Raw genomic sequence first — 11242 nt, 5'->3', positions numbered from 1 at the left:
GCGCCCCCCCCTCTGCTGCGGCGCGCGGGCGCCCCCCCCCCCCCCCCCCCCCCCCCCCCCCCCCCCCCCCCCCCCCCCCCCCCCCCCCCCCCCCACGGCTGCGTCACGCCGCCCGTCGAGGTTGGCGGCGGTGGGCGGCGGTGGTCACGGCCCCGCTGGGCCAGGCCCGCTCGCCGAGCCGACGCCGCGGCACGTCAGCCCGTCACAGGATCTCGATGGAGGTGACCTTCGGGGGGCGGTTGGGGAAGCTGATGTCATGCCAGCGTTCGATCTTCACCGAGTCGCCGTTGGCGTCGTAGTAGATCAGGTCGTTGTTGCCGGTGGAGATCCGGTCGACCCACCATCCGCCGAAGTCGGTCCTTCCGCGGTTGGCGTAGCAGTCGACGCTGTCGCGGCCGTTGAGGTGGGACCAGATCTTCAGGAAGTTCTCCCCGCCGACGCACTGGACGTGGTCGATGGCGAAGGCCGGACTGATCGGGATGGTGGCGGTGAAGGCGGTGGCCGCGGCGAGCGCCACGGCCACGGAACGGACGTTCTTCTTGCTCTTCGAGATCAAAGACTCTCCTCCTGCGGAGACCGGTGCGCTCCTTCGTGACAGAGCGGCACTGTCCGATGACTCAAAGTGATATCGCCGCTCGGACTCCTTTTCACACTCCCGCAGAACGCAATTCTCTGTTCGTCGCGCAGTCGAGAATTTCAGCCAGTATTGCGGGTGCTCGATATTCGCCGGAAATGGCGTTGAATGCGATGGAAAATGGTGGCGAGAAAGCCGTTGTGTCGGGATCGGCCGCTCAGGCGGGCTCGCCCAGCAATCCGGCCAGCCGGTCCAGGCCGCCCCTGACGAGTCGCCCGTACCCGTCGTCGCCGAGCATGTCGATCCGCGCCCGGGCCTGCCGCAGGTGCCCACGGGCGCGGTCGAGCTCGCCCAGCCTGCGATAGCACTCGCCCAGGTTCAGGTGCAACGACGGGTACAGCCCCGCCACCGGAAGCGCCACCCCGGCCTGTGCCACCTGCTCGTCGGTGACCCGGTCGGCGGCGGCGAGCGCCCGCAGGTCCCACATCAGCTCCTGACGCACGTCGTCCTGCACGTCGGCCATCGAGTGGGCCAGGACGCAGACGTGCAGCGGGTCGCCCTGTTCGCCGCCGATGTCGTCCCAGATCTGCGCGAACAAGTCGCGGGCGGCCTCGGGTTGCCCCTGCTGGTGGTGCAACTCCACCCCCTGGCCGATCCGGGCCATCGTCGGATCGGTGGCCATCGGCGGATCGGTGGTCATCGGGGCTCCTTCACTGACGCGGGAAAACGTGGTCGGCGTACTGGTTCGGGCCGCCGGGATTCGGTGGAATTCAGCTGTTCCGGAGACGTTCGGCGTGCGGCAGTTCCTCGGCGTGCGGGCGTCCGGGGCGGGTGTCCAGGAGCCGCCATCGGGTCGTGACCCCGTCGGGGCCCTCCAGCGCCCCTCGGGCGAGCGCGGCGTCGATGCGGGCCCGGACCTCGTCCGCCGCCTCCGCGTCGGCCGCGAACAGGACGCGCAGGTGGACGGCGCCGTCCCGGCGCTCGGCGGTCGTGTGGTGCGGGGCGATCGGGCAGGGCGGCTCGTGCTCCCAGTGTCCGCACAGGGCCACGGTGATCGCCGCGCCGGGGGCGCGCACGTCACCGTGCGCCTCCATGTCGATCGTCGCCTCATGGGCGAAGGCCATGCGCACCCTCCCATGATTTCCCCATGAGCGCGACGGGTCCAGCCCGAGTCCCGCCGGGCCGAACTCAGGCGGGCGCGTACTGGGACGCGTACTCGCCTGAGGGCGGGATCGGCGTGATCACGTCCACGAGGACGCCGTTGGGGTCGGCGACGATGAAGTGCCGCTGGCCGAAGTCCTCGTCGCGCAACGTCAGCTCCGGGGCCAGCCCTTCGCGCACGACCAGCCGCTCCCATTCGGCGTCGACGTCCGCGACCTCGAAGTTGATCAGCAGTCCCGCGACCGGCCGGCGGTAGGCGGCGGGCAGCGTCGGGTGCCGGTGGTCGAGCAGGGCGAGCTCGTACGGCCCGCGGCGCAGGCTCACGTACCAGTCGGCCTCGAAGGTCACCTCGTATCCGAACAGCCGGACGTAGAAGTCCTTCGACGCGGCGAGATCGGCCGTGCACACCACCGGATACACGCTGCTCAGTTCCATGCGCTGCTCCTTCCAAGTTTCACGTACCAACGGTATGTGGGTGTACGCTAGTTGGGATACCGTCGGTATGTCAAAGGGGACGCAGTGACCAGGACGGAGCAGAAGGAACGCACGCGGCGTACGTTGCTCATCACGGCAAGACGCCTGTTCGCGACCAAGGGCTATGCCGGGGTGGGCCTGGCGGAGATCGTCGGTGAGTCCGGCGTCACCAAGGGCGCTCTCTACCATCACTTCAGCGGCAAGCCCGAGCTCTTCCGGGCCGTGCTGGAACAGGTGCAGCGCGAGGTGGCCGACCGGGTGGCCGCGGCGGCCGAGGCCGAGGGCGATCCGTGGGCGCAGCTCAAGGCGGGGTGCGCGGCGTTCGTCGCGGCCGGCGCCGACCCCGAGGTGCAGCGGATCATGCTGATCGACGGCCCGGCGGTGCTCGGCTGGAACGAGTGGCGCGCGATCGACGAGGCCACCAGTGTCCGGCATCTGACCGAGGCGCTGGCCGCCCTCGTCGCGGACGGCTCCATCCCCGCCCAGCCGGTCGCGCCGCTGGCCCGCCTGCTGTCGGGGGCGATGAACGAGGCCGCGCTCTGGCTGGCGCAGTCCGCCCCCGACGACCTGGCCGACACCCAGGCGGCCCTGTCCCGCCTCCTCGACGCACTACGAGCGTGAGCTGCGGCCGACGATGACACGGCCCCCCGTCACCGCGGGCGCACGCTCGCTGGGGCCCCGGCGAGCAGCGTCGGGGCTGACCGTCGTGATCGGCCCCGACGTGCAGCCCCGAAGCCGGGCGTAGGTCAGCCGGTGGCGCAGGTCTTCCCGTTGAGGGCGAAGCTCACCGGCGAAGGCGGCGCCCCGCTGAACGCCGCGGTGAACCCGACCTGGGTCGCCGACCCGACGGCGATGACCTTGTTCCACGGCTTGTTCGCGGCGGCCACCCCCGTACCGGCCTGGGTCCAGTTCGCGGACCAGCCCGAGACGAGGCGCACGGCGGCCGCCGCCGGGTAGTCGACCGTCAGCGTCCACCCGTCGACCGCGGCCGTGCCGGTGTTGCGCACGACGATCTCGGCGTCCAGGCGAGGCCCGGCCGTCATCGCGCGGTACGTCACCGTGCACGCCGGCCCGGTCGACGGGCTCGGCGACGGAAGACCCTCCCTGGCCAGCGCGGACAACGGGTCCGACGGCACGCTGAGGTTGTCGGCGGCGTCCTCGGCGACCACGACGTAGGTGTAACGCTGCCCGACGACCAGGCCGGGTTCGGCGAAGTCCAGGCTCGGCGGCAGGACCGTGCCGACCTTGTCGTACGCCGTCGCGGTCTCGCGGTACACGTCGTACGCCGTCACCGCCACGTTGTCGCTCGACGGCTGCCAGCAGAACGTGACGCCCGGATAGTCCTGAAGGCAGGCGTCACGCAGCCCGGACGGCTTGGACGGCGGCACGTGGTCGCCCGGCAGCGGGGTCGGCGAGGTGGTCGGGGTCATCCCGAGCGTCGCCGGGACGGTGATCAGGGCGGAGGGCGGGCTGAGGTGCCCCGCCAGGTCCCTGGCCACGACGTACATCGTGTACAGGTGGTTCAGCTCGCCGGAGAAGCCGCCGACGGTGCTGGTCGTGGTGTTGGCGAGGACGAAGCCGCCCGGGTCCAGGCGGTACAGGTCGTAGCCGGCGATCCCCGTGTCGTCCGAGGAGGCAGACCAGCAGATGGAGGCGTAACCGGTGGGGTTGGCGGCGAACGGCACCGGACAGGGCCGCAGCCCGCCGGGACGGGTCGGCGGCGCGTCGGTGGACACCGCGACCCCCTTCGCCGCAACGCCCTGCGCCACAGGGACGCCCTTCGCCTTCGGGACGGAGGCCAGCGCCGTCCCCCCGGTCGGGCCGATCGCCGGCACGGCGAGGAACAACGCCAGAGTGAGGAATCCGAGGGTGAGGCCAATCGCTCCCAAGGACCGTCTGCAGAGCCGCATGGGGCTCCCTTCTGATCGAGCCGGCACCCCCTCGCAGTGATCGTGAACGAGTTTTCCCCCCGCGTAAAGCCGTGACTGCGCCGGGCCGGCGACTCGGGACGGACCAGCCGTGTTACCTTTTCCCGCCGGCGCTCGTCATGGGGGTGACGACCGAGAACGAACGGTCGTCGCACCGACGAGTGAAACGAGAGCAGGATGCTGACCACCATCATGTACACGACGGTCTACGTCACCGACCAGGACCGCGCGCTGGAGTTCTACACCGAGGGCCTCGGCCTGGAGAAGCGCATCGACGCCCCCGCGCCCGGCGGGCGATTCCTCACCGTGGGCGTCCCCGGCAGCCCGGTGCAGATCCTCCTGTGGCCGCACGCCGACTCCGCCGGACAACCGGGCGGCGCGGACCGCAACGGCTCGCCCGGCCCGCTGATCCTGGAATCCGACGACCTGCGCAAGGATTTCGAGATCATGCGCCGGCGCGGTGTCACCTTCGAGGAGCCGGAACCCGTGGACTACCCGTTCGGCGTGCGCGTCGAGGCGGTGGACCCGGACGGCAACCGGGTCTCGCTCCGGCAGCAGCGGAAGCCGTGAACGTCCACCCGTCCGGCCTGCTGACCGAGGCGTTCGAGGCCCAGCGCGACCGGCTGCGCGCCGTCGCGTACCGCGTGCTGGGCTCGCACGCCGACGCCGAGGACGTGGTCCAGGAAGCCTGGATGCGCCTGGTCCGCCAGGACGAGGCGGCCATCGACAACCTGGCGGCCTGGCTGACCACCGTGGTCGGCCGCATCAGCCTGGACCTCCTGAGATCCCGCCGGGCCCACCCCGAGACGGCCTACGGGCAGGAGTTCGCGGACCTCGTGGTGACGCCCGCCGACGAACCCGCGCCGGACGAGCAGGTGGTGCTGGCCGATTCGGTCGGACTGGCCCTCTTCGTCGTGCTCGACTCGCTCTCCCCGGGCGAGCGGCTGGCGTTCGTCCTGCACGATCTGTTCGCGGTGCCGTTCCAGGAGATCGGCCAGATCCTCGGCAGGTCGGCCGACGCCGCCAAGACGGCCGCCGCCCGCGCCCGCCGCAAGGTACGGGCCACGGACCGGCCCGTGAGCTCCGGCCGGGAGCATCGGGAGGCCGTCCGGGCGTTCCGCGCCGCCGCGCTCGGCGGCGACTTCGAGGCGCTGCTGCGCGTCCTCGACCCGGACGTGAAGCTGACCGTCGACACCCCCGGCGGCATGGTCGTCACCCTCGGCGCCACGGCGGTCGCGACCGGCGCCCGCAGGTTCGGCGGCGAGGTCGCCGTCCAGCGGCCCGTGCTGGTCAACGGCATCCCCGGGCACATGTCCTGGCGCGCCGACGGAACCCCGCTGTCCGTCATCGCCTTCGTCGTCACCGGTGGCCGGATCTCCCGCATCCACATCGTCTCCGACCCGGCCAGGCTCGCCGCGATCGACCTGCCCGCCCCGGCCTGAGCCGGGTCCGCCCGGCAAGCCGGTCTGGGCGGGCCGGGCGGTGTGGGAAATGCGGCATCTGGACCGGTTCAACGGCGGCCCCTACCATGGGCGCGTGCGGCTGAACGTCCTCGGGCCCATGGAACTCGTCGTGGCCGGGCAGGCCGTACCGGTCGGACCGCCGAAGCAGCGAGCCCTGCTGGCCCTCCTCGTCATGCACGCCGGCCGCGTGCTCCCCGCCGACCTCCTGGCCGACCGGCTGTGGTCCGGCGACCCGCCGCCGAGCGCCCAGGCGAGCCTCCAGGTGTACGTCTCCAACCTGCGCCGCCGCCTGGAGCCCGACCGGCGGCCGGGCACGACCCCGGCCGTCCTGGTGAGCGCCGCCGACGGGTACGGCCTGATGACCGCCGGCCTCGCCCTCGACACCGCCGACTTCGGGACGCTCGTGTCGGCCGGGTCCGGCCACCTGGCCGGCGGACGGCACGAGCAGGCGGCGGACGCCCTCACCGAGGCGCTCGACCTGTGGCGGGGCGACCCGTACGCGGACGTGCGCGCGCTGGAGTGGGCGCAGCCCGAGATCGCCCGTCTGGAACAGGTACGCCTGGACGCCGTGGAAGGGCTGGCCGCCGCCCTGCTGGAACTGGGCCGCCACACGGACGTGGTCGCGCGGCTGGACCCGTTCGTCCGCGAGCACGCGCTGCGCGAGCGGGCCTGGGAACTGCTGGTGCTGGCCCACTACCGGGCGGGCCGGCAGGCGGCGGCCCTCGCGTGCCTGCGCAGGGTGCGGCAGGTGCTCGCCGGGGAGCTGGGCATCGACCCGGGGCCGCGGCTGCGCGACCTCGAAGGCGCGGTGCTGCGCCAGGACGCCGCACTGCTCGCGCCGGACCGCCCCGCCACCCCGCTCGCGCCGGACCGCCCCGCCACCCCGTCTTCCCCGTCTTCCCCGCAGCGACCGCGGGCACGGACGGCCGGGACCCCCGAGCCTCCCGCGGACCGGCCGCCCTTCGTCGGCAGGCAGGGCGCGCTGGAGCTCCTGGCCGAGGCGGCGAAGGCGTCGTCCGCCGCCGGGCAGGTCGTCCTGGTGGACGGCGAGCCGGGCGTCGGCAAGACGAGCCTGCTGAAGCGCTTCCGCGCGACCGCCGACGTGCCCGTCGGATGGGGGGCGAGCCCCGACCACGAGACCGCGCCCGCGCTGTGGCCGTGGGAACGGGTCCTGCGCGACCTCGCCGCCGCGGCCCCGCGGGCCGCCCTGCCCGCCGAGGTCGGCACGTTCCTGTCGGGCGGGCCGGCGGCCGTCCCGGCGTCCGACGCGCAGGGGGCGCGGCTGCGGTTCTTCGAGGCGGTCGGCACGTTCCTGGCCGCCGTCGGCCCGGCGGTCGTCGTGCTGGAGGACGTCCACGCGGCCGACGACGCGACGCTGCGGCTGCTGGTCCACGTGGCCTCCACCGCCCGGCCGGGCCTGCTGGTGGTGGCGACCTTCCGGCGGCACGAGGCGTCGGCCCTCACCGCCACGCTGTCGGCGCTGTCGCGGCTCGGCGCGCGCCGGCTCGGTCTGGACGGGCTCGCCGCCGACGAGGTGCGCACGCTGGTCCGGGAGCTGTCCGGCCGCGACCCGGGCAGCGGCGGGGCCGAGGAGCTGCGCCGGCGTACCGCCGGGAACCCGTTCTTCCTCGCCGAGCTGGCCCGCGCGGGCGAGGAGCTGCCCCGAGGCGTGCTGGACGTCGTGCTGCACCGGGTGGCGGGCCTGGGGGAGGAGGCGGCCCGCGTGCTGGAGCTCGCCGCCGTGATGGGCGACGAGTTCGAGGCGGTCGTCCTGGCCCGGGTCGCCGGCGGCACGGTCGGCGACCTGCTGCCGGCGCTCGACGCGGCGCTCTCCGCCGGGCTGATCCGGGAGTCGTCCTACCGGCTGGGCGGCTACGAGTTCGCGCACGCCCTGGTGACCGACGCCTTGTCGTCGCGCCGGTCGCGGCTGTGGCGGGCGCGGGTGCACGAGCAGGTCGCGAGCGTCCTGACCCAGCTGCACGGGGACCGGGACGACCGCGCGGCGGTGATCGCGCGGCACTGGCTGGCGGCGGCGGAGCTGGGGGCCGAGCCCGCCCGCATGGCGATGGACTACGCCGCCCGCGCCGCGCGGGCGGCCCTGCGGCGGCACGCGCCCGACGACGCGGCCGTGTCCTGGCAGGAGGCGCTGGCGGCGGCCGAGCCCGCCGGGGCCGGCGCGGGCGAGCGGTTCGAGCTGGCCGTCGGGCTGGCGGAGAGCCGTTATGCCGCCGGCCGGTACGACGAGGGCTACGAGGCGGTCGAGCAGGCGCTCGCCATGGCAGGCGACGACCTGGACCGGGCCGTCAGGGCCGCCGACATCGCGATGGGCCACGGCGTCTGGGTGCCCTTCCGGTACGGCCTGGACGTGGCCGCCCTGCGGGAGGCGGCGGACCGGGCCGTGCGCGAGCTGCCGCCGTCCTCGCCGGCCTGGGCGACGGCGCAGGCCGTACGGGCCGTCGTGCTCGCGCAGACCGGTCGCGAGGACGAGGTCGGCGCGGTGTCGTCGGCGGCCGTGGCGGCGGCCGAGCGGCTGGGCGACCGGGAGCTGCTGCGGCGCGTGCTCCACCTGCGGCTGGTCGCCATGCAGGGACAGGACTTCATCGAGGAACGTGCCGGGACCGCCCGGCGGCTGCTGGCGGAGCCGGACCTGTCGGCCCAGCTCAGAGTGATCGCCCAGCTCCACCTCGTCGTCCATCTCACGGTGCACGGCAGCGTCGCGCAGGCCCGGGAGCTGCTGGCGGAGCTCGGCACGCCGCTGCGCGAGCTGCACAATCCCACGCTGGCGTTGCAGGCGGCGGTGGCGCACGTGGGGCTCGACCTGTTCCAGGGCGTGCCCGAACCGGCCCGGCACGTCGAGCCCGTCAGGGCCACGCTGTCGTTCGCCGACCTCGCCTACTTCGAGGTGTCCATGCTCGCCGAACGGGCCGAGACGTTCATCCAGCAGGACCGCCTCGGTGAGGAGGTGGCCTGGATCGAGGAGGCGGCCCGGCGCACCGGCCTGGCGGGGCCCGCCTACGCCCTGGCGAGCGGGCTCGCGGACCTCGGCGAGCACGAACGCGCCCGCCGGCTCCTGCGCGAGACGCCTGCGCCGCCGCGCGACTACCACTGGGCGATGGCCACCATGTGCCGGCTGCACGCGGCGATCCGGCTCGGCGAGGCGGACGTCGTGCGGGAGGTCTACGACGCCTTCCGCCCCTTCGCCGGGCTGCTGCACGTGAACGGCACCTGCACCACGGTGGACGGCGCGTACGACGGCCACCTGGGGGAGGCGCTGCTGGCGCTCGGCGACCGCGACGGGGCACGCGCCCACCTGCGGGCGGCGGTGCGCCTGCTGGAACGGGCGGGCGCGGCCTACTGGCTGACAAGGGCCCGCCAAGCCCTCGACAAGTGCACATAGAGACGGGCCGCGCACTCTGTTCCCGACACGTGAGGGAACAGACTGATGATCACACCAGAACACCTGACCGGCTTCCTGATGATGCACGCCGGTTTCCGCGCCGAGTTCGGCCGCCTGGCCGAGGCGTGCGGCGACCCGCGTGACGACGCGCACGAGGAGCTGCTGGAGGAGCAGCTCGCGCTCGTGCTCGACATGCTGCACGCCCACCACTCGCACGAGGACGCCACCCTGTGGCCCAAGCTCGCCGGCCGCGCCCCGGAGGCGGCGCACGCGCTGGCCGAGCTGGAGTCCGAGCACTCCCTGCTCGACCCGCTCATCGAGGCCGCCGCCGACCGCCGGACGCCCCTGGCCGAGCGCGCGCCCACGCTGCGGCGGCTGCACGAGCTCGTCAACGAGCACCTCGACCACGAGGAGCGGACCGCCGTGCCGCTCATGCTCGGCCACCTCACCCCCGCCGACGTCGAGGCCGACAGACGCCGGGCGATGGACGACTTCGGCCGCCGCCGGGTCCCCGTCATCCTCGGCTGGCTCGCCTCCAGCGCGGACGCCGGCCTGCTCGCGGCGTCGTACGCCGACCTGCCGGTGGTGGCCCGGCTGATGTTCCGCCTGTTCTGGTGGCCGGCCTACCGGCGGCGCTTCGCCCGCCTGTACGCCGCCCCCGTCCCCGCGATCACGATCCTGGAGCCGTGATGACCGCGTCCGTACCGACATCCGCACCGGCCGCGTACGAGGTGGCCGAGATCTTCGACCGCGCCCTGGTCTGCGAGTACGCCTCGCTCACCCGCGACGGCCGGCCCGTCACCTGGCCCGTCACGCCGTACGTCGGCGCGGGCGGCACGTTCGACGTGAGCACCGGGCTCACCTACCCGGACAAGGCCGAGCGCGCCCGCCGTGACCCGCGCGTCGCGCTGCTCTGCTCCGGGGACGGCGGCCCGGACCGGGCGCCCGTCGTCCTCGTGCAGGGCCGGGCGACCGTACGCGACGCGGACCTGCAGGCCGGCACCGACCGGTACGTCCGCGAGTCGATGGCCAAGACCGGCGCAGGGTTCGCCGGGATGCCGTGGTTCGTGGTGAAGCGGCTGGGATGGTACTTCGCCCGCATCTGGGTGGAGGTGACCCCCGAGCGGATCGTCCGGTGGCCCGACGGCGACCTGTCCAGGACGCCCGACGTCTGGACGAGCCCGGCGCGGGTCGTGGCGCCCGCCTCCGACCCGGCCCCCACGGGCCCCCGGCTGCCGAGCCGGTCCGCGCCGCCGGTGGACTGGCGGCCCTTCGCCGACCGTGCCGCCCGCCTGGGCGGGCCCGTCGTCACCATGGTCGCCGACGGCATGCCGCTGGCCGTGCGCACCCGATCGGCCCTACGGACCGGGGACGGCTTCGACCTGCGGCTGCCCGCAGGCGTCCAGGCGGCCGACGGGCCGGTGTGCCTGACCTTCCACCGGCACGGCCCGGCCATGGAGTGGCAGGAGAACGTGGTGCTGGTCGGGAGCGCGGCCGGAGCGGGCGACCGGCTGAGCGTGCGGGTAGAGCGGGCGCTGAACGACTGGAGCCTGCCGGGCGACCGCCGCGAGCGCGGCCGCTCGTTCCTCGGCCAGGGCAGGCTGCTCAGGAAGCGGCTGGCGGCCGAGGCGGCCCGGCGTGGCCAGCCCGTGCCGCGCGTCCGCCGTCCTCGTGCCTGACGCCGGGCGCCGGGGCGATGCGCCGGACCACCACGCCGAGCAGCCAGTCCGCCGGTACGTAGCCGAAGTGCCGCGAGTCGCGTGAGGCGGCGGCGTTGTCGCCGAGCACGACCAGGCATCCGTCGGGCACGACCCGGCCGGGAGCGTCCGGCAAGGAGGCGACCTCATGGGGGACCGGGTCGCCGGGCACGGCGGTCACGCGCTTGACCACCCGGAACGGCTCGTCCACGGGCTCCCGCGCCGCGACGGGCCTGCCGGACGGCTCCCGGCCGTTCACGGATCGGCCCGACGGCGCGCGGGGGTCGGTGGTGAGTGCGGCCTCGGCCGCCATCTCCGGCCACATCTCCGTGAGGCTGCCGGCGAGCAGCACCACCTGGCCGCGCCGGACCGCGTCCAGGGACGCCCGCCGGACCAGCACCCGGTCGCCGTCGCGGTAGGCCGGTTCCATGCTCACGCCGGCCACCGTGATGACGAGGTAGCGACGGCGCAGCCGGACGGCGACCGCGGCCGACGCCCCGAGCACACACCCCACCGCCGTCAGCAGGGCGAAGGCGGGTCTCAACGGC

At 74.3% G+C, this 11242-nt stretch carries 12 protein-coding genes; 6 read left to right on the top strand and 6 right to left on the bottom strand.

Annotated features, from left to right (window positions below):
• Window positions 1-202: 202 nt before the first annotated feature.
• From ACIA8R_RS31360 to ACIA8R_RS31345, 4 genes are all read right to left on the bottom strand, one after another.
• Entirely contained in the window at window positions 203-556 is a 354-nt protein-coding gene (locus tag ACIA8R_RS31360) for a beta/gamma crystallin domain-containing protein (protein WP_397041661.1), read from the bottom strand.
• 235 nt (window positions 557-791) lie between these two features.
• Entirely contained in the window at window positions 792-1274 is a 483-nt protein-coding gene (locus tag ACIA8R_RS31355) for a hypothetical protein (protein WP_397041660.1), read from the bottom strand.
• A gap of 70 nt (window positions 1275-1344) precedes the next feature.
• Entirely contained in the window at window positions 1345-1698 is a 354-nt protein-coding gene (locus ACIA8R_RS31350) for a hypothetical protein (protein ID WP_357701672.1), read from the bottom strand.
• 64 nt (window positions 1699-1762) lie between these two features.
• Window positions 1763-2170 (bottom strand): VOC family protein, encoded by a 408-nt coding sequence (locus ACIA8R_RS31345; RefSeq protein ID WP_364092864.1) that lies wholly within the window; start codon window positions 2168-2170, stop codon window positions 1763-1765.
• 84 nt (window positions 2171-2254) lie between these two features.
• Here ACIA8R_RS31345 and ACIA8R_RS31340 point away from each other — a divergent pair, with 84 nt between their 5' ends.
• Window positions 2255-2830 carry a TetR/AcrR family transcriptional regulator gene (locus tag ACIA8R_RS31340; RefSeq protein WP_397041659.1) on the top strand — a complete coding sequence of 192 codons (576 nt, stop codon included), beginning with the start codon at window positions 2255-2257 and terminating at the stop codon, window positions 2828-2830.
• Between the two features lie 125 nt (window positions 2831-2955).
• Here the strand turns inward: ACIA8R_RS31340 and ACIA8R_RS31335 are convergent, their stop codons facing one another.
• Complete coding sequence (locus ACIA8R_RS31335) at window positions 2956-4098, bottom strand: cellulose binding domain-containing protein (protein ID WP_397041658.1); 1143 nt, start codon at window positions 4096-4098, stop codon at window positions 2956-2958.
• Window positions 4099-4314: 216 nt separating this feature from the next.
• Here ACIA8R_RS31335 and ACIA8R_RS31330 point away from each other — a divergent pair, with 216 nt between their 5' ends.
• The 5 genes from ACIA8R_RS31330 (at window position 4315) to ACIA8R_RS31310 (ending at window position 10676) form a co-directional block, all read left to right on the top strand.
• The gene (locus ACIA8R_RS31330; protein WP_357701680.1) at window positions 4315-4707 is read left to right on the top strand and encodes a VOC family protein; all 393 of its coding nucleotides are present in this window, start codon (window positions 4315-4317) and stop codon (window positions 4705-4707) included.
• Complete coding sequence (locus ACIA8R_RS31325; RefSeq protein WP_397041657.1) at window positions 4704-5579, top strand: sigma-70 family RNA polymerase sigma factor; 876 nt, start codon at window positions 4704-4706, stop codon at window positions 5577-5579. The genes ACIA8R_RS31330 and ACIA8R_RS31325 overlap by 4 nt, the downstream gene beginning before the upstream one ends.
• 94 nt (window positions 5580-5673) lie before the next feature.
• Window positions 5674-8997, top strand: a complete 3324-nt coding sequence (locus tag ACIA8R_RS31320; RefSeq protein ID WP_397041656.1) for a BTAD domain-containing putative transcriptional regulator — start codon at window positions 5674-5676, stop codon at window positions 8995-8997.
• A gap of 45 nt (window positions 8998-9042) precedes the next feature.
• On the top strand, window positions 9043-9687 hold the full coding sequence (locus ACIA8R_RS31315) for a hemerythrin domain-containing protein (RefSeq protein ID WP_397041655.1): 645 nt from the start codon (window positions 9043-9045) through the stop codon (window positions 9685-9687).
• Complete coding sequence (locus tag ACIA8R_RS31310) at window positions 9687-10676, top strand: hypothetical protein (RefSeq protein ID WP_397041654.1); 990 nt, start codon at window positions 9687-9689, stop codon at window positions 10674-10676. The genes ACIA8R_RS31315 and ACIA8R_RS31310 overlap by 1 nt, the downstream gene beginning before the upstream one ends.
• On the opposite strand, the gene ACIA8R_RS31305 is transcribed toward ACIA8R_RS31310, so the two are convergent.
• A complete protein-coding gene (locus ACIA8R_RS31305; protein ID WP_397041653.1) occupies window positions 10603-11238 on the bottom strand; it encodes a S26 family signal peptidase in 636 nt (211 codons plus the stop codon). The genes ACIA8R_RS31310 and ACIA8R_RS31305 overlap by 74 nt on opposite strands.
• Window positions 11239-11242: the final 4 nt, after the last annotated feature.

This window comes from Nonomuraea sp. NPDC051191, from assembly GCF_044455665.1.
In the GTDB taxonomy this organism is placed as follows: Bacteria; Actinomycetota; Actinomycetes; order Streptosporangiales; family Streptosporangiaceae; genus Nonomuraea.
The sequence above is the reverse complement of the archived record's forward strand: the minus strand, read 5'-3'. Positions and strand labels throughout refer to the sequence as shown.